This window comes from Chryseobacterium sp. ON_d1, from assembly GCF_006829085.1.
Taxonomy (GTDB): domain Bacteria; phylum Bacteroidota; class Bacteroidia; order Flavobacteriales; family Weeksellaceae; genus Chryseobacterium.
The window spans coordinates 85,799-105,828 of sequence record NZ_BJTC01000003.1; the positions used below are offsets into that span (position 1 = coordinate 85,799).

The 20,030-nt window shown below is 36.6% G+C and carries 13 protein-coding genes and 2 tRNA genes; 7 read left to right on the top strand and 8 right to left on the bottom strand.

Annotation, left to right across the window (positions count from 1 at the left end; translation table 11 throughout):
• Positions 1-140: 140 nt before the first annotated feature.
• The gene (locus CRS_RS05925) at positions 141-1,370 is read right to left on the bottom strand and encodes an ABC transporter permease (RefSeq protein WP_142723155.1); all 1,230 of its coding nucleotides are present in this window, start codon (positions 1,368-1,370) and stop codon (positions 141-143) included.
• Between the two features lie 4 nt (positions 1,371-1,374).
• On the opposite strand from CRS_RS05925, the gene CRS_RS05930 reads away from it, so the two are divergent.
• The gene (locus CRS_RS05930; protein ID WP_142723156.1) at positions 1,375-2,586 is read left to right on the top strand and encodes an exo-beta-N-acetylmuramidase NamZ domain-containing protein; all 1,212 of its coding nucleotides are present in this window, start codon (positions 1,375-1,377) and stop codon (positions 2,584-2,586) included.
• Here the strand turns inward: CRS_RS05930 and CRS_RS05935 are convergent, their stop codons facing one another.
• From CRS_RS05935 to CRS_RS05945, 3 genes are read right to left on the bottom strand one after another with little or no spacing between them, the layout of a single operon-like run.
• Positions 2,587-2,793 (bottom strand): hypothetical protein, encoded by a 207-nt coding sequence (locus CRS_RS05935; RefSeq protein ID WP_142723157.1) that lies wholly within the window; start codon positions 2,791-2,793, stop codon positions 2,587-2,589.
• 4 nt (positions 2,794-2,797) lie between these two features.
• Positions 2,798-3,430 carry a DUF3575 domain-containing protein gene (locus CRS_RS05940; protein WP_142723158.1) on the bottom strand — a complete coding sequence of 211 codons (633 nt, stop codon included), beginning with the start codon at positions 3,428-3,430 and terminating at the stop codon, positions 2,798-2,800.
• Positions 3,431-3,442: 12 nt separating this feature from the next.
• Positions 3,443-4,618, bottom strand: coding sequence for a thioredoxin fold domain-containing protein (locus tag CRS_RS05945; protein ID WP_142723159.1), 1,176 nt, complete (start codon positions 4,616-4,618; stop codon positions 3,443-3,445).
• A gap of 279 nt (positions 4,619-4,897) precedes the next feature.
• Between CRS_RS05945 and CRS_RS05950 the strand changes: the two genes are divergently transcribed.
• The 5 genes from CRS_RS05950 to CRS_RS05970 all read left to right on the top strand — a co-directional run bounded on the left by CRS_RS05950 (position 4,898) and on the right by CRS_RS05970 (position 14,697).
• A complete protein-coding gene (locus CRS_RS05950; RefSeq protein WP_142723160.1) occupies positions 4,898-6,481 on the top strand; it encodes a histidine kinase in 1,584 nt (527 codons plus the stop codon).
• Positions 6,482-6,611: 130 nt separating this feature from the next.
• A complete protein-coding gene (locus CRS_RS05955) occupies positions 6,612-9,185 on the top strand; it encodes a zinc-dependent metalloprotease (protein ID WP_228451192.1) in 2,574 nt (857 codons plus the stop codon).
• A 6-nt stretch (positions 9,186-9,191) separates the two neighbouring features.
• Positions 9,192-12,524, top strand: a complete 3,333-nt coding sequence (locus CRS_RS05960; protein WP_142723162.1) for a SusC/RagA family TonB-linked outer membrane protein — start codon at positions 9,192-9,194, stop codon at positions 12,522-12,524.
• Positions 12,525-12,536: 12 nt separating this feature from the next.
• Positions 12,537-13,856 (top strand): RagB/SusD family nutrient uptake outer membrane protein, encoded by a 1,320-nt coding sequence (locus CRS_RS05965; RefSeq protein ID WP_142723163.1) that lies wholly within the window; start codon positions 12,537-12,539, stop codon positions 13,854-13,856.
• A gap of 79 nt (positions 13,857-13,935) precedes the next feature.
• Complete coding sequence (locus CRS_RS05970) at positions 13,936-14,697, top strand: LytTR family DNA-binding domain-containing protein (protein ID WP_142723164.1); 762 nt, start codon at positions 13,936-13,938, stop codon at positions 14,695-14,697.
• A gap of 416 nt (positions 14,698-15,113) precedes the next feature.
• Here the strand turns inward: CRS_RS05970 and CRS_RS05975 are convergent.
• Positions 15,114-15,186 (bottom strand) — tRNA-Phe (locus tag CRS_RS05975).
• A 442-nt stretch (positions 15,187-15,628) separates the two neighbouring features.
• Between CRS_RS05975 and tssD the strand changes: the two genes are divergently transcribed.
• Complete coding sequence (tssD, locus tag CRS_RS05980; RefSeq protein ID WP_142723165.1) at positions 15,629-16,033, top strand: type VI secretion system tube protein TssD; 405 nt, start codon at positions 15,629-15,631, stop codon at positions 16,031-16,033.
• Between the two features lie 445 nt (positions 16,034-16,478).
• Here the strand turns inward: tssD and CRS_RS05985 are convergent.
• From CRS_RS05985 to CRS_RS05995, 3 genes are all read right to left on the bottom strand, one after another.
• A tRNA-Phe gene (locus tag CRS_RS05985) sits at positions 16,479-16,551 on the bottom strand.
• Positions 16,552-16,660: 109 nt separating this feature from the next.
• Positions 16,661-18,502, bottom strand: a complete 1,842-nt coding sequence (locus CRS_RS05990) for a lysophospholipid acyltransferase family protein (protein ID WP_142723166.1) — start codon at positions 18,500-18,502, stop codon at positions 16,661-16,663.
• A 22-nt stretch (positions 18,503-18,524) separates the two neighbouring features.
• Positions 18,525-19,763: an aspartate kinase gene (locus CRS_RS05995; RefSeq protein ID WP_142723167.1), complete on the bottom strand. Its 1,239-nt coding sequence runs from the start codon at positions 19,761-19,763 to the stop codon at positions 18,525-18,527.
• Positions 19,764-20,030 lie beyond the last annotated feature (267 nt).

The window sequence follows — 20,030 nt, forward strand, 5'->3', positions numbered from 1 at the left end:
ATAAGCAGTGCAAAGATAATGCTTTTAAAATTATCTGCACTGTGGATAACATGTGGATAAGTTGTGGATAAAACTGAAATTACCTGAAAGACAATGAATAACTATCTATTATCTATTATCTATTATCTATTATCACATTATTAGTTGTACTTAATAGCCTTCACCGGAGAGATCTTACTGATCAGATAGCTCGGGATAATTAAAGCCAGGGCTGAAATAATAAGAATTCCTACTGAGATAGAAATAATTGCAATGGGATTAAGATCTACAGGAACTGTACTTACATAATAGTTTTCAGGATTAAGTTTGATTACTCCGAAGAATTTCTGAATCAGAATAAGTCCTAATCCGATTGCATTTCCATACAGAAGTCCCGGGATCATAATAATAAGGGTATAGTTGATGAAGGTTGCCCTTATCTGTGAATTGCTCGCTCCCAATGTTTTAAGAAGACCTATAGAATTTGTTCTTTCAATAATAAGAATCAGAAGAACCATGATGATATTGATGACGACCACAATCAGCATGATGATAATGATGAGGGCAATATTGGTGTCAAAAATACTGATCCAGTCTGTGATCTGAGGAAATTTTTCAGTTGCTTTTTCTGCATAATTCTTATATCCGATCAGTTTTTCAATCCCAGGGAAATCTTTATCAATATCATTTACGTTTTTCAGAAAAATATCTATTCCGCCAATTTCATCAGGCTTCATATCCTGAATTTTCCTTGCGTGATTGATTCCACCGATAACAAATTGTTCATCAATAAGTTTAATATCTGTTCTATAGATTCCTATAATTCTGAATTTACGGTAAAGTGGTTTTTGATCAGCTTTTAAGAAAACGGTAACAATACTGTCATTCACTTTAAGGTGTAGGTCATTGGCTACTTTTTGCGAAATAGTAACATCATTGTTGAACCCTTTCTCTGTCACTTTCGGAGTAGTACCGGCAATAAGGAATTTTTTAAACCTCAAGCTGTCAAAATCCTTTCCTACTCCCTTAAATATGATTCCTGCAAAATTGTGTTCATTACGCATGATTCCGGTAACTGTCACGTATTTCTGAATACTTTCAACATCAGGAAGTTCTTTTATTTTTGCAATATTCAGCCCCTGATTGTCAAGCACAGAAGTATTATAAGAAGAATTTGATCGCGTAGATCTTACCGTGATGTGTCCACTGAAATCTGCCAGCCTCTCTTTAATCGCTTTTTTGGAACCAAAACCAGTGGCCACCGTAATTAAGGAAACAATGATTCCCAATGCTACGGAAAGCCTGCCAATGAAGATGATAACCCTTGAAAGGTTATTTTTGTTATCTTTGGAAAATGCTATTTTTCTGGAGAAATATAAAGGAAACTTCAAGCTTATGAATTTAGATTTCAAAATTAAAAATTTACTTCTGATTTGCCTAATTTTTTTGGGAGTATTCAACCAATATTATTCTCAGACTCAGGTTCAACAGGATTTTAAAACCGGAGCAGACCAGCCAGAAGTATATTTGCCACTGTTAAAAGATAAAACAATAGGAGTGGTAACCAATCAGACAGGCCTGATGAGCGACAGGACGCATCTGGTAGATTTTCTGGTGAAGAATGGAATTAAAATCAAGTCTATTTTTGCTCCTGAGCATGGTTTCAGAGGAGATGCCGATGCGGGTGCAAAAGTGAAAAACGGACTAGATGTGAAAACAGGAATTCCTATCGTTTCTCTTTATGGGAATAATAAGAAACCCACACCGGAGCAGCTTGCCGGAATTGATATTGTCATTTTTGATATTCAGGATGTTGGGGTAAGGTTTTATACCTATATTTCCACTTTGTCTTATCTGATGGAAGCCGGAGCTGAAAATAATATTGAGGTTATGGTATTGGATCGCCCCAATCCACACGACGGATATACAGATGGACCGGTATTGAGAAAAAAATGGGCCAGTTTTGTAGGGCTTCACGAGGTTCCTGTAGTGTATGGACTTACGATAGGAGAGTATGGAAAGATGGTTAATGGTGAAAAATGGCTGAAAAATGGTGCTCAGGTTAAGTACACTCTTGTTCCTATGAAGAATTATCATAAAAAACAGCGCTATATGATGCTTGATAAACCTTCTCCTAATTTACCCAATGATAAAGCGATCAATCTATATCCAAGTCTATGCTTTTTTGAAGGAACACAGGTTTCCGTAGGAAGAGGAACAGAACTTCCTTTTCAGATTTATGGCTCTCCATGGACTGAAAAACTTCCTTATCAGTTTACTCCCAAGCCGAGCTACGGAGCTAAAGATCCTTTTCTGAACGGGAAACTGTGCTATGGTGAAAATCTATCCGGATATCCCAAAGACCTAAGAGAATTGAATCTTGAATGGGTGATTAAAGCTTATCAGAATTTTAAAAATCCTGAACTGGGCTTTTTTTTAAAACCTGCATCAGGGAAAAATTTTTGGTTTGACACATTGGCCGGGACTGATGAATTGAGAAAACAGATCATCGCCGGAAAATCAATTCCGGAAATCAAAGCTTCATGGAAAAAAGATCTGGAAAGTTTTGAAAAGATTAGAACCAGATATGTGGTATACAAAGATTAATTAGTCAAAATTCTGAGGTGGATTTTTATCATTTCTGCCTTTATTCAATATAAATAATCCGACGGTTAATCCCACAACTCCTGCAAAAGCAGTCATTAAAGCCCTCTGTAATTTGTCAGGCAGATCATTCCCGATATAATTCATTAGAAAAAGAATCACAAAAGTGATTACTGAAATAATGATATGATTTTTTCCGAATGGCTTCATTGTATTATTTTAATTTGTAGGAAATCATTACGCCTCCTCTGTATGGGATGATCTCTCCGCTTTTATTAAATTTTTCTGCAGAATCATAGCGTAAACCGGTTGAACGGTCATATCCTTTGTAAAAACCCTGTGATGTTCCTACAGTAGCATAAATATCAAGATTTAAGCGGTCAGATAACTGAAATTGATATCCGCCTGTAATACCCAGCATAACAGTAAATCCTTTTTGATAAAGGTTAGTATTCAAAAGAACATCTCCGTTGTCTTTATAAAAATATCCGTCATGCCAATAACTCCACTTTTGAAGATTATAAGCTGCAAAACCAATATTTGCTCCTAAATACCAATTTTTAAAAGCTTCTTTAAAATAATATCTTCCTTCAACAGAGAGAGAATAGATTTGTAATTCATGTCCTGCAAAAGATTTCCAGGGCGAAATGAAAACATCCCCCTGTAAGGTGTATTTGGGACTGATCTGTTTTTCTATTCCAAGATTTAAAATTCCTATGGGTGCAAATAAAGCATTTCCTTTTATGTATAAACTCTTATCCTGTCCTCCTTGTTCCCGCTCCTGGGCACTTAATGTTCCTGCTGAGAGAGAAGCTACAATGCCTGCTGCTAATAATTTATATTTCATGTGGTGTGTATGTTACTTTATCTGTTTTAATAATTCATCTGCCAATTGAGAATCTTTATTGGTCTGAACAGCCATATTTTTAGACATCTCAGCATAGCTTTTTGCGGTTTCTTTATTTCCGGTAAGGTAATAGAGTTTAGCAAGAATATAAGTGTTTTCAGAAGTTTCTCCCCTCATCACAGATTTTTCTGCCCATTCTGTTGCTTTTTTTAGTGAAGATGGTGTCTTCACATGATCTGCAAATATCCAGGCGGCTCTTAAAAGTTCATTAGGATCAAAGGCATCCGAGTTTTTATAATAGTCTAAAGCAGCTTTTTCATATTCAGGAAAATTGCTGTTTTGTTCATAATAGCTCAATTTTGTCTGATTAAGCTTCTTAACAGCGGCTTCTTTTCCTACTAATGGCTCAGCGTTTTTCATAAAATAATCATCGTTGATCTTTTTATTTTTATCATCGATAGACTGCTCCACTATTTTTCCTAATTTTAACTGAGCATCAAACTCGCTGTATGTTTCTTCAGGAAGAAATTTAATGATTTCGGCTTTTCTGGATGCAAAGACAGGATAATTAGCATCTTCCGATGATTTTACAAAATAAAGAAGAAAGCCAATTTCATCCTTTGTGAGTTCTTCCGTTTTCTTTTTGTTCTGGAAATATCTTTCAGAAGCTTTTTTAGCGAAGTCATAATCTGAGTTGGCATTAAGTTTCATAATGTTAATCAGAAATTCCGGGTCTTTTTCACCACTTGCAAAACGATCTTTAAGAGACCCCTTTTTATTTCCAGGTGAATTGATATCCTGAGCCATTGCTACAAACAGACTTTCTTCCATGTATCCTGTATTTCTGGATACAAGCTCACCCTCACCGTTTAGGAATAGATAAGTAGGGTAGGAACGTACTCCGAATTTAGAAGCGATGTCTCTGCCTTCCCCTTTTTCCATGTCAAATCTTGCGTTAATGAAGTTGGTATTGTAATAATCACTGACCGATTTCTGAGTGAAAACATTTTTTTCCATCATTTTGCAGGGGCCACACCAGGAAGCATAGGCATCAATAAAAACCAGTTTTTTTTCTTTCTTGGCTTTTGCGATGATATCTTTGAATGGCAGCTCCTGAAACTGTATAGATTCCTGAGCAGACACAACGATGGCACAAAAAATAGATATCCCAGAGATGATCTTCTTCATTTTCAAATAAGATTTGTAGGCGAAGATAATTAATTTTCAAAATATACCATGCTGAATCTGTCGTATGAATGATGATATTAACTAATTTTATGACTTAAGACCATTGAACTAAAATTCAAAAAATAATTATTTTTATACTGCTTTAGAATTGAAATTTATTCTGTTCCCTGTTTTAGAAAAAAATAAATCTAAATTTAATTCACTTTTCGGTCCTGAAATCTTTGTTATATCTTTGCAAACGAATAATTTATATGTTGAGGAACCTACAATTTTGAGAATTTGATTATTAATTTTAAGCACGCTTTATCCAAAAAGTCCATCTATATTACCGCTTTATCTGCCTGCCTGATTGCAGTGGCGGCATTTGCTGTTTTAAGTCTTCTGATTACGGAAGACAGCCGTAAGAATACCGATGATTTTGCGAAGAAAACTTTCTTCAGGAAGTATGAATCGATAGAACATGAATTCAGAAATATTGAAGATTATCAATATATCCTTCGTGCATTGATCCAGAAAGATGGGTTGAAAAACTATAAAGACTATTCTTTGGTTTTAAATGATTTGAATAAAAAAAGAAACCTGCTGCCATACAGCTGGTATTATTACGAGAATAAAACTTCAGGAAAAATAGAAAGTAATAATCCGTTATCCGTTATTTTTAAAAATACCGGGAATAAAGAAAAATCTATTGTTCTCAAAAATAATGGTCCGGGGCATTTCAAAGATCTTTTGGTTACAAAAAAAGACAGTATGTTCTGGGTGAGCTATGATTCTTTAGAACTGCCTGATAAGAACAAACTGTATTATGGCTCTACCGTAAGCCTGGATGATCTCCATCAATATTTTATCAATGTTGATAAGAGCTCCAATACCTATGCCTTTGTCTTCACCAAAGAAGGAATCTGCATTACACATCCCGAAAAGAAATATATAGGAAAGAATATTTTTGACTTTACAGATATTAAGCCCGCCGATACATTGGCCAGTAAAACTGAAGCGGGATACACCAAAGGAACAGCTGTCTCGGAATATCTTGGCGTAGAGGTAACAAGGTTCATAAAACCATTAAAGACTGATAATTTTGACGGATATACGGTTGTGAACCATGTCAATTTTATAATTGATGAAAATATCAGTAAGATAAAAACCTATACCGTTTATATTTTTCTGGCCGCATTATTCCTTATTGTAACAGTCTTTATTTTATTCCTGCGGGCAACCAACCTCGCGTATCAGGAAAAAGAAAAAATACAGTCTGAGAAAAACTTTCTTCTTATTGAGAATGAAAAAATGCACAAAGCAGAAGTGATCAATCAGCTTCAGCAGCTTAAAAATAATATTAATCCGCACTTTCTTTTCAATTCACTGAACTCTCTTTATATGCTGATCGGAATCAATAAAGAGAATGCTCAGAAATTTACTATGAATCTTTCTAAGATTTATCGGTACCTGATAGTGCCTCCGAAAGAAAATATTGTTCCGGTTTCTCAGGAAATCAAATTTATACAACAGTATATGGAGCTTCTGAAAAGCAGGTTTGATGAAGAGATGAAATTTGAACTGATCATTAATGCTCCTGAAAGTCTGGAAAAAAGAATTCCTTATTTATCTCTTCAGATTGCCACAGAAAATGCAACCAAACATAATATAGCAACAATAGACCAACCTCTGGAAATTATCATTATTGTTGACAAAGACGGGATTACAGTAAAGAACACCTGGCAGCCTAAAACAGAACCGGTGCAGGGTGAAAAGTTCGGAATTGATTATTTGAATCAAATTTATGGATATTTTAAGAATAATCTTCTTCATATTTCTGTAGATGGTGAATATTTCATATGTTTTTTGCCTTTATTGAAGTGAAAATAAAAATCCATTCACTCCCGAAAACTCACCATTCACTCCCTAATATTATTTATATGATTCATGATACCTATAGCTTTGCTGGCTGAAACTAAGATATTTACTATTTGGAATGAATCGGACTATTTTAATGAAGAATTACAGGCTTGCACTGTATCTTGGTCTTGCTATGGCCTCACCAATGGCCGTAGCACAGAAAAAAGATAAAGATACAGTAAAGGTCAACAAAGAAAAAACGGACAAAACAGAGACCTCTTCCTCAAAGAAAACAAAAAAGATTGAAGACCTGATCAAAAAAGGAACCTATAAAAAAGGGCTTTTTAATACGATTCAGGTAAAAACGGATATTTATTTTGAGATTCCTGATAGCTTGATGGGGCGTCAGTTTTTGGTGGTTAACAAACTCTCTCAGGTACCCATGCAGGTGAATGAGGCAGGTTTGAATAAAGGAATGAATTATGAAAATAAGGTCATCTCTTTCCACCGTGATCCTGTAGCTAAAAAAGTATGGGTGAAAACTGTGGTGCCTAAAGTGTCATCTCCGAAGAATGATGCCATTACAAAATCCGTAAAAGATAACTTTTCAGAATCTGTCATTGAAGTCTTTGATATTGAAGCACAAAATAATGATTCTACGGCTGTAGCTATTAAAGTGAACAAGGTTTTTGATGGGAACCAAAAGAGTTTTAATGATGTTCTGGCTAATGTAGGATTGGGAGGATCTGTGAAATCAAGCCTTTCCTATATAGAAGGAGTGAAGACGTTTCCAAAGAACCTTGTGGTGAAATCTCAATTGTCTACTTCCGTCAATGAAGGTGGAGTAGACCTGCCGGTAACCTTGGGTGTTACGACGAATCTGGTACTTCTTTCTAAAATACCGATGAAACCAAGAGTAGCGGATTCAAGAGTAGGATTTTTCTCAGAAAAACACTGGTCGTTTAATGACAATCAGCAGAAAATGGATGAAAAATTCTTTATTACCAAATGGAATCTTGAGCCCAAAGACGAAGATAAAGAAAAATATTTAAAAGGAGAGCTGGTAGAGCCTAAGAAACCGATTGTTTATTATATAGACCCGGCAACTCCTAAACAATGGCGTGAAAAAATCATTGCCGGAGTACATGACTGGCAGGCGGCGTTTGAGCAGGCAGGATTCAAAAATGCAGTGATTGCGAAAATGCCGGATGAAAAAGATGAAGATTTTGATATTGATGATGTAAGATATTCTGTGATTACTTACGCCGCTTCGCCAAAGTCAAATGCAATGGGCCCCTCTGTAGTAGATCCGAGAAGTGGAGAAATTATCGAAGCAGATATCATCTGGTGGCATAATGTAATGACTTCTCTTCATGACTGGATGAGAATTCAGACAGGACCTATAGACCCGAAAGCCAGAGGAAATAAGTTCAGTGATGAACATATGGGTGAAGCGATCCGTTTTGTTTCATCCCATGAAGTAGGACACACTTTCGGACTGAAGCACAATATGGGAGCTTCATTCGCTTTCCCTGTAGAGTCGCTTCGTTCTAAAGAATTTACAGACAAAATGGGAGGGACAGCTCCTTCTATTATGGATTATGCCCGTTACAATTATGTAGCACAGCCGGAAGATGGTGTTACAGCTATCACTCCAAAAATTGGTCTTTATGATAAATATGCCATAGAATGGGGGTACCGTTGGTATCCGGATGAATTTACAGAGAAAAAGGCGCTGAAAAACTTAATTGAAAAACATCAGGATGACCCGATGTATTTCTATGGAGAACAGCAGAGCTATCTGGAGACCATTGATCCGCGTTCGCAGTCTGAAGATTTGGGAGATGATGCCATGAAAGCCAGCGAATATGGGATGAAAAACCTGAAAGTGGTCATCAATAACCTTTTGAAATGGACGTATGAAGATGGTAAAGATTATACGGATACCGGAAAGCTGTATCTGGGGGTAATCGGGCAGTGGGATCTGTATACAGGTCATGTAATGGCCAATGTGGGTGGAATTTATCTGAATAATACTGTTTTTGGGAACAAAAAGAAAGCTTACGAAGCAGTTCCTGCAGAAATTCAGAGAAGAGCGGTTGATTATCTTCTTAAAAACGCTATCAACCTTCCGGAGTGGCTATTCTTTAATCCAATTACAGAAAAAACGTATCCGGTAAAAGATTCACCAATGGGACCATTCGAGCAGACGCCTTATACGCTGGCAAGAGGAATGCAGTATGCGAATATCTATTCCCTGTTTATGGATGACCGATTGCTGAGATTGCTTGAAAACGAGCTGAAGCATCAGGTTTCAGGATCTAAAGAAGAGATCTACACGGTAGAAAATTTATTTGATCAGGTAAGAACAGCCATTTTCAGTAAAAAAGGAAGTCTTACAATGCTTGAAAAGATGACTCAGAAAAATTATGTGGATGCCTTAATTGTTTCGGTGAACAAATTATTTGAAAAAACAGCAGTGAAAGGATTAAAAGCAGATGATACCCTGAATATCCCGACCATCTGTAATTTTCATGAGGAAGATCACGGTTTGAGGAATATCAATTACTCATCCATGAAGAGAGTGTCTGAAGTAACTACCTACAAAAGAGCGGAACTTCAGAAAGTTCTGGATTTACTGAACAGAACAAGGTACAGAGGTGATGATGCTTCAAGAGCACATTACACAGATTTAATCATTCGTATTCAGGAGGCTTTAAACAAATAAACGGCTATGAAAAAAACTCTAATACTTTTACCTCTTTTGGCTGCTAATATAGCAATGGCCCAGCAAAAGAAAACCATCACCGGAAAAATAGAAGACGGAAACACTTCTCAGATTATTAGCGGTGCATCTATAAAAATCGAGACCCAATCGGTCTCTACAAAAACAGAACTGGAAGGAATTATCGAAAGTGTATCAGTAGGTACGGTAACCGATAAGGACGGAAAATTTATATTGGAAATTCCTGCTGATACAAAAACTGTATTGGTAAGTTACCCCGGTTATGAATCCAGGGTCATTCAGCTAAATGAAGGACAAACGAATTATACCATCAGACTGACTTCTGAAGTTTCAGATAAAAATAAAATCCAGGAAGTAATTATCACCGGTTACCAGAAAATTGAAAAACGCAAGCAGACTTCAGCCGTTTCTACCGTGAAAATGGATAATATCAGCCAGGCTGGTGTGGCCAGTGTGGATCAGATGCTGGCAGGACAAATTGCCGGTGTGGCAGTAACTCCCGAAACCGGGGCTCCTGGTAGTCCTGCGAAGATCAGAATCAGGGGTACAGCTTCTCTTTCCGGACCTCAGGATCCGCTATGGGTAATCGACGGGCTTCCGTTGGAAGGAAATGATGTGCCTAACTTTACGGATAAAGACAATATTGACCAGCTTCAGAACTTCTCTATCGCAGGTTTGAACCCTAATGATATTGAAGATATCACCATCCTTAAAGATGCGGCTGCAACGGCAATTTACGGAGCAAGAGCTGCAAACGGGGTAATCTCCATCACAACAAAAAAAGGGAAAAAAGGAAGTTTAAAATTGAATTTCTCTGCAGATACTTTCATTACAGCACGCCCTGATTTTGATAAACTGAACCTTTTAAATGCCTCTGAAAAAGTAGACCTGGAACTGATGCTTGCCAAGCGTGCAGATCTTACTTACCGTGCAGATAAGGGAGAAGTGATGAGAATTCTGACTCAGAATAATCAGCTTGATGCTTTCAGAAACGGAGGTTTTGACGCATTGAACTCTTTGACCCGGCAGCAGATCAACGGGTTAAGAAACAATAATACAGACTGGGGCAAACTACTGTACAGAAATGCTATCAACAAACAATATGGGTTAAGTGTTTCCGGAGGGAGTGACCGTGCTGATTACTATTTTTCCCTGGGATATTACGATGAAGAAGGAACAACTATCGGAACAGGTTTTAAACGTTATAACCTGACTCTAAAAAACAACTATAAATTAAGCGATAAGTTAAATGCAGGAATTTCTATTTTCGGAACGCAGAGTGAACGTACATCTTTTGTAACGGATGCCGACGCTTCAATCAACCCTGTTAATTATTCAAGAAACGCCAATCCATACCTGAAACCATTCAATGCAGACGGAAGTTACAATTATGATAGAGATATGGATGGTTTTGAAGACCGTTATATTCCTTTCAACTTCCTTGAAGAAAGAGAAAATACCAATTATTCGCTGAAGAATAACTCTTTAAAAGCTATTTTAGATTTAGAATATAAAGCTTCAAAAAGTTTAAGATTTACCTCTCAGTTAGGGATCCAGTACGATGCAAACAAAACGGAGAAATTTGCAGCGGAGAATACTTACTTCACCAGAAAAATGAAAGAAAATACCCGTTACTATAAAGATGGTAAATACAACTACTTTCTGCCGGCTGGTGCGGTAAAACAAAACTGGGATAATGATTTCTTTCAGTACAACTGGAAATTACAGGCGGCATACAGCACAAAGATCAATTCAAAACATGAAATTGATTTAATGGCTGGAACGGAAATCCGTAAAACAGAAGACAATACAACCATTACAAGAGCTTTCGGATATGATCCGACAACAAGAAGAGCTACAGCAATTGTTTTCCCGAATTCAAGTTTTGCAGCAGATAAAAGATATGAAACCTACCGTGAGGCAGCACCTATAGAGAATGCTTATGCTTCTATGTTTGCTACAGCATCTTATACTTATGATCAGAAATATACATTCTTTGGAAGTGTGAGGTATGATGGAACAAACCTGTTTGGGGTGAATAAAAAATATAAATACCTTCCGATATGGGCTATTTCCGGTTCATGGCTGGTAACGAGAGAGGACTTTATGAAAAATATCTCTGCAGTATCCAACCTTAGGTTGAGAGCATCTTATGGTCTACAGGGAAATATTGACAGAAATACCTCACCATTCTTTATCGGTGAATATAATGATGCCACAATTCTTCCGGGAGGAAAAGAATCCATTATCAATGTTCTCAGCCCGCCGAATGATAAGCTTAGATGGGAAAAAACTACAAATACCAACTTGGGACTTGATCTGGGAATGTTCAAAAACCGTGTAAGCCTTACCGCTGATGTATACAGCAGAAAAGGTACGGATATGATCAGTATGAAGGAAACTCCGCTTGAAACCGGATTTGAATACACGATGATGAACTGGGGAAGTTTGACCAATAAAGGTTTTGAATTGGCATTATCTACCAGAAACATCGATCATGAAAATTTCAAATGGACGACTACCATCAACTTTGCTCATAACAAGAGTCGGGTACTGAGTGAGCAGCCACGCGATAATTCATTGCTTCCTTCCAGAGAAGGCCTTCCTGTGAATGCTGTTTTTGCTTTGAAAACTGCAGGAATGGACGAGCATGGAAACCCATTGTTCTGGAAAGGAGATCAGAAAATTTCAGCAGCAGAGTTTTTTAAATTATACGATGTATATGCAGACTTCCTGCCAGGGCAGCTGGTGGATACAAAACTTTCAAACGCTGAACTGAGGAGCCTGTTCACATACGTAGGAGACAGGGATCCGAAATTTACAGGAGGGATTATCAATACATTTAAGGTACGCAATTTCGACCTGACGGTCTCTGCAACATTCAACCTGAAGCAGACGGTAATGAGAACTCCTTCTTACCGCGGTATGGAGTTCGACAGAGGAAGAAATTATACAAGAGATATCTATGAAGCAGGAGGTTCACTGCCAGGGATTACAAGTCCTGATATGGATGCTAATCCTGACGGATGGATGGCTAATAAATGGTTTGCCGGTAACCGTTCAAATGCATACAGTTTATTGGATGTTTGGGCGAAAGAGATCAGTTATGTAAGAATCAGCAGCATCCGTTTAGGATATACATTGCCAAAAGAATTTACAAATCCTATGGGAATTTCCAGTCTGAGGCTGAGTGTTGAAGGACGTAATCTTTTTGTATTCAGTAATGGATATAAAGGATATTTTGATCCTGAAACGTATGGTAATATTTATGCACAGCCTATCACCAAGTCGGTGACCGTAGGATTTAATGTTTCTTTTTAAAACTTCATAAAAATGAGAAAAATTACAACAATCATAGCACTAGCAGCAATCAGCCTAATCAATATCGGATGTGACAGGTTTTTAGATATTCAGCCTGAAGGAAAAATTATTCCTACAAACACTGAAGATTATCGGAAAGTTCTTACTTCTGCTTATTCAAAATATCCTGTTCACAAATCTCTGGTAGCGCTTCGTACCGATGAGGTGAATATTGATGATAATTCTGCGGATTTTATCTCCTACCGTGAAATTGCCATGTGGAAAGATTCCAATAATGATCCAGCCTCTACAGAATTTCCATGGGTAAGCTTTTATTCAGTGAACTTCTATCTGAATCAGATTATCAATGAAGGAAGCAAGACTATGCAGGATTCACCTGAGAAAAACCAGATTTTAGCAGAGGCTTATGCGCTTCGTGCCTATCTGTATTTTGATATGGTGAATTTATACGGAAAACCGTACAACAATGCTACCGCTGCTACCGACAGAGGAGTGCCGATCAGCCTGGAAATTGATCTTGAGCAGGTACTGAAGCCATCTTCTGTACAGGAAGTCTACAACCAGGTTCACGCAGACCTTAAAAGATCAGAAGACCTGATGGTAGAGCAAAAGCAGGCAGTGGGAGTGAACTACAGATTTTCAAAAACGGCATTGCTGGCCTTTGAGGCAAGAGCGGCACTGTATGAAGGAGATTGGAATAAAGCTGTAAACTATGCAGATCAGGTGCTGGCAGTGAAAGCAGATCTTGTTAATTTGAATACTGTAAATACACCCCCTAACCATTATGCTTCCCCGGAATCTATTCTGGCTTTGGATAATACATGGGATAATTCGATAAAGAATTTATCTTTTGCATCTCCGGAGCTGATTTCTTCATACAATACTACGACTGATAAAAGACTTGGCATGTATTTTGAAAAAAATGGAAGTAAGTATAAAGTGATCAAAGGAGGTAGCTTAGAATTCAAAGTGTCTTTCAGAACAGCAGAACAGTATTTTATAAAATCTGAAGCATTGTTAAAGTTGAATAAACTTGCTGAAGCGAAGGAAACACTTCTGAAAGTATTAAAAAACAGATACACTCCGGACGGATATACTTCAGTACAAAATACAGTGTCTTCAATGGATTCTACAGCATTTATGAATTTTATCCTTGATGAAAGATTCAGAGAATTTGCTTTGGAGGGGCAAAGGTGGTTCGACCTGAGAAGAGCCAATCAGAAAAAAATAAGCCACACCATCAGTGGTAAAGAGTATATTCTTCAGCAGAATGATCCGCGATATACCATTGAGTATCCAATGAGTGCAAAGAAGAATAATCCTAATTTATAGAACTTCATATCAAATTCAATACAGATGAAACCGCTTGAACTTAATTGTTTCAGCGGTTTTTTTGTACTTTTGCATCATCATGAAAATTGCCATTCTAGAAGATGAACTGCTGGCTGTGAATTATCTGAAAAACCTTCTGGATTCACAGAATATTGTCCCTGTTACAGAGACGGTTGTTCTTCGTTCTAAAAAGCAGGCAGTTGATTTTTTTGAGAAAAATTCCGCAGATCTTATCTTTATGGATATTCATCTTGGTGATGGGATGAGTCTGGAGATCTTCGAACAGATAGAGCTTTTTGCGCCGATTATTTTCATTACTGCATTCGATGAATATGCCATGAGGGTTTTCAGGCATTTTACAATTGATTATCTTCTGAAGCCCTTTGAAGAAGAGGATTTGCATAAAGCATTACAGAAATTTATCTCTATCAGGAATAATTTTGATCCCGAGCTTACTCTGAAATCTATTTCCAGTTTGCATCAGGGAAATGCTGATATGATGAAACGTTTTATGGTGAGAGATGGAAATAAGCTCAAATCAATAGACGAGCATAATATAGCTTATTTTTTTGCCTCCGGAAAATACCTTTTCCTTACCACAAAAGATCACCAGACCTATATCTATGATGATACCATTAAAGATATTATTCAGAAACTGAACCCGGATGTTTTCTTTAAAATAAACCGTAAGTTTATTATCAATAAGGAAGCTGTTTCTCAAATCATTAAGCATTCCAGTCAGAAAGTAGAAATTAAGCTCTCGCCTGAACCGGAGGTAAATGCTGACGTTTTTATCAGTAAAATGCAGATTGCTGAATGTCTGAACTGGCTGAATACTTGATAAGAATTAAATCTACATTATTATTTTTCCTTAATCATTATTTGCTAAGCGAATGAAGAAAGGAATCAGTCTCAAAAGTTGGGGGAATATTGTTTAAACTAACGCAAAGTTTTTAGCCTCTTATCTCATATTTTCAAGGGAGCAAAGGATGGAATCAATTTCATTGATTCTTTCTAAGCAAATACATATCCACTAAGCTTTTTCAGCGACAAAGTTACACTTCTTAGCTTCCTGAAATAAAACATTTGAATCACTTTTCTTTGCGATTAAAAAATGACCTGTTGTTCAATAAAAAGTATAGATTTTGTACTAGCCCTCAACTTTTGCACTTGATTCTAAATATTAAATCTTTGCGTTAAATTCTGCTTTAAGGGTACAATACAAAAAAACCTCTAAAATAAATTAGAGGTTTTAAGTGGTTTCTCCAGGAATCGAACCAGGGACACATGGATTTTCAATCCATTGCTCTACCAACTGAGCTAAGAAACCATTTATGTTTTTGTTTATTACTTCGTTGTTTTAAAGTGATGCAAAAGTATAACATTTTATAATACGGTGCAAGTATTTTATTTTATTTTTTTGAAGAAATATCGTGATAAAGCTTGTTTTTGATTTCAATGTGTTGTTCATCAGTGTTTTGATAGATTCTTTTTTTTTCCATTTTTAAATTTTTTTCTTATACTTTACTTTTTCAGATGGGTAAAATTGCCCGCTGCATTTTAAACAGAAAAAAAATAAGTCGATCTTCAATAGGGTGAAGTGACAAACACCTGATTTATAACATCTAATAATCCTAACGGTTGTTAGTCGTACTATTACTACAGTTTTTGAAATTTAATAAGAAATATAATTTGCTTTTTGTAAATACGTCTATATTTGGTGATATATAAAACGAACAATCACAATATATTAACCATTAAAATTTATAATCATGGCAGAAAGAAATTCAAGAGGAATTTTAAAATTCAACAACGGTGAAGGACAAAAATTATTAAAACTTAACTACAGCGTATCCCGATCTACAGATGTATCAGGGCGTGTAGCATCAGATCCTTCCAATGCGCTTATCAAAATTACGGTAGAAGCTACTGAAAAATCAGACATCCTGGAAAGCTTATTGAACGGAAAATACAAACCTACCGTAGGAGAAATCACCTTTAACAAATCTCATGAAGAGGGGACTTTAACAACATTGAAATGGACAAACGGTTATGTTATCCAACATGAAGTAGATTTCGATGCAGTAGATGAAAACAGCATGTACATCAGTTTTGTGGTAAGTGCAGAACAGATAGATCTTGGAAATTCTTCTTATTTCGGAGCATGGCCTTCTTAAGCATATTCAGAATTTAAATATCAGGCAGAATAGTACATCCACCCGTTTCAGGGAATGCTGTTCTGCCTTTTTTAACTTATATAACTCTTGGTTATATGCTAAAGCGTATTTGGCCAACTAGAAGTATTTTATATTTATCAACTGTCTGAAAAAGGTTGAGTCTTCACCGGAAACAACCGTGTGGTGAGGCTGGATATGGTGAATGGAAAATTATCAAACACTTCAAGCATTTTCGTCTGCAGTAAAGTGCAGGAGGCATCACAAATCTTTTTGCAAAAATAAATCATTGCAAAGATATTTTATCAAAAATTTCAGAATGCAGCTCAGAGGAGTGAAGGACAGAACATTTTTCTCTTCAGATTAACAAAACTTTTTGCTTAGCCCCAACTTTTGCACCTGATCTCTTAAAAACAAAAAAACCTCTGACTAATCAGAGGTCTTCAAGTGGTTTCTCCAGGAATCGAACCAGGGACACATGGATTTTCAATCCATTGCTCTACCAACTGAGCTAAGAAACCATTATATTTTTGTTTGACTTACTTCGTTGTTTTAAAGTGATGCAAAAGTAGTAAGTTTTAGTATACAAAGCAAGTGTTCATCGTACTTTTTTTGCATAAAATTAAAAACTTACTGATTATCAGCTGGATTATTTTCCTGTTCTTTTCTGATCTGTTCACTCATCTCTTCCAATACCGGTTTGATCGTGTTTTCCGGAAGATCACTGATTCGGATATACATCAGTCCGTCGATCGCATCATTGAAATTTGGATCCACGTTAAAAGCAATTACTTTAGCATTTTGCTTGATGTATTTTTTAATCAGAACAGGAAGCCTCAATTCAGGTTCAAGATCATCAATGATCTTGTCAAGTTTATTAAGGTCAGATTCCATTTCCTCAAAGAAAATGTTTTTATCCCTGTCGCGAAGCTTTACCTTATATTCATTTCTGGGAGTGATATATTGAGCTACGGCAGAATCAAAATAATTTGAACGCATAAACTCAATCATCAGGGATTTTGAAAATTCTGAAAACTTGTTGGAAATACTCACGCCACCCATAAGGAATTTGTGGTCAGGATTTCTCAGGCATACATGTACAATTCCTCTCCATAAAAGGAAAAGGGGTAATGGTTTTTGCTGATATTCCTGGCAGATATAGGCACGTCCCATTTCAATTACTTTTTTGAAGAAAGGATGGATGTCCTGCTCAAATTCAAAAAGAGAACTTGTATAGAAGCCTTTGATGCCATATTTCTTCATCACCTCTCTTCCCAATGCCATTCTGTAAGCCCCGGCCAGTTTTTTCTCTCCGTTGTCCCATAAGAATAAATGGTGGTAATGTTTGTCATACTCATCAAGGTCAAAAGGAAGATTACTTCCTTCTCCTACAGCACGGAAGGTAAGCTCTCTCTGACGTCCGATTTCCCTCATGATAGAAGGGATTTCCTCATAAGTCGTAAAATAGATCTCATAATTTCCGTTACTGAACAGCATTTTATCAGTTCCCCTCAGTTTATTCACATCTTTAATGATATCTTCCAGAGGAGTTTCGTCAATGATATTCTGAACAATATTTTCTTCTTTTAACAAAGGAAACTTTACTGATAAATTCTGAAGGTTGATGCTTTGAGCAAGGGATTTTCTCTTTTCATAGTAAGATTTCATCATATATACCTTACGCTTCAGAAACTCTCCCAGTTCTTCAATCGTTTCCATTTCATCCATTGCTTTTACCGTGATGGGGCGCCCTATCCTGATTCTGATAGGTTTTTCTCTGTCATTCATCATTTCAGCGGGAAGCATCAGGGTCTGTAAATTGGGATGAAGTTTAGCGACCTGATAAAAAAGTCGGCTGTTCTTGGCATGGAAATACATAGGAACTACCGGCACTTTAGCCATTCTGATAAGCTTAAGTGCCGTTTTTTCCCATTCTTTATCTAAAATTTCTCCGTAAGGATTGTTTTTATTGGAAACTTCTCCTGCCGGAAAAATACCTACGCAGCCTCCGTTCTGCAAATGCTTGAGTGTTTCACGCATTCCTGATGAGCTGCTGTAAGCTTCTTTTCTGTTTTCAAAAGGGTTGACAGCGATTACATATGGTTCCATAGGTTTGATCTTTTCCAAAAGGAAATTACCCATTACCTTAAAATCAGGGCGAACCTCTGTCAGGATCTTGCACATCAGGATTCCGTCAATAGCACCCAGCGGGTGATTGGAAACCAGAATAAACGGTCCCGTTTTCGGAATCTTTGCCAGATCCTCCTCAAAAGCTACATAGCTTAGGTTTCTTTCTCTCACAAATGAGTCGAAAAAGTCTTTGCCTTCCTTGTCTTTTAATTTATCGTACAGTTTATTTACTTCATTTATTTTAGCAATGCTCATTACAGCAGATGCTACCGGGTTCTTGAGGAACCCGATTTTATTTAAGCCGGAAGCTTTGATCAGATCGTTTTTCGAAATTAAACTCATGTGTGTTTAGTCGCAATTAATATTATTGTGTTACCATTTGAAGAGTATTCTTGGAAATTTGTTCCAATAATACATTTTTTTCATGGTAAAATTGATCAATGTGATCCATCTTCGCATTTCTTACTGTGAATAAAGATACATTTTTAATTGCTTCGGTTTTAAAAATTTTTTGAAGCTCTTCATTGAGCTCGTCAATATGATTAAACTTGTCCTCAAGGCACAATGCCAGGGAGATTGCAGAATTCTGCATCAGGGAAACCTTGATCTTATATTTGGATAAATATCCGAAAATTAAGCTCATGTGATCTTCTGCAATAAAAGAGAAGTCTCTTGTGGATATTTTCAGAAGATCCTGGTTTTCTTTCAGAATATAAGATTCCTCCTGTTGATTTTTGTCGGAAGCTCCTACTTTTGTCCCTTCTTTAGTAGGATCTACGAAAGATTTTACATAAAAAGGAATGTTTTTTTGCTGCAGCGGCTGCAATGTTTTCGGGTGAATGACGCTTGCTCCATAATAGGCCATCTCAATAGCTTCCTCGTAAGAGATATTGGAAAGAAGAGTTACATCACTGAATTTTCTTGGATCTCCGGTCATTACACCCGGTACATCTTTCCAGATCGTCATCGCCTCAGCATTTAAGCAATAAGCAAAAATAGCAGCAGAGTAATCAGAGCCTTCTCTTCCTAACGTTACGGTAAAATTATTGTCGTCAGAACCGATGAATCCCTGAGTTACATAGCAGATTTCAGGATTAAGATTCGAAATAAATTCTTCAGTTCTTGTCCAGTCTACCGTACCTTCTCTGTATGAATTATCCGTTTTAATATAATCCCTGGCATCTAACCACTGATTGATAAACTGGATTTCATTCAGATATTCACTCACGATTTTAGTAGAAATCATTTCTCCGCAGCTTACTACCTGATCATACACAAAGTTGTAGTTGGGAGACTTATTTCTTCTTAAAAAAGAGTCAATGTCATCAAAGAAGAGATTGATTTCAGCGAAAACCGCATGATTTTCAGGGAAAAGCCCTTCCGCAATCTCAATGTGTTTTCGTTTTATCTTTTCAATCTCAGTTTGATAGTTATCTTTTTTGAAATAAAGTTCTACAACTTTTTCCAATTCATTTGTCGTCTTGCCCATTGCTGAAATCACCAGCAAGCATTTGGCAAATCCCTGGCTTTGTAGAACCATAGACACGTTTTTTACACTTTCAGCATCCTTTACTGATGCTCCACCAAACTTGAAAATTTTCATTAAATTGTTAAAAATAAAATTGTTAGATAAAAAATTACATGAGTTTTTTACGGACGTCAAAATTATAAATTTACAACGAGATATGAAATAGCCAGCCGGAATGACAGAATTAAGATTTCCTTAAAATCAATAATTAATGAAATAATCATGAATTTTCATGAGCCTGATGCCCCAAATCCGGACATGAAATTTTTGATCGATATCCCGAATTATGATATGTTGCTATGTATTGTGTTGAAATACAGTGAGTAATAAAGGTTGTAATTA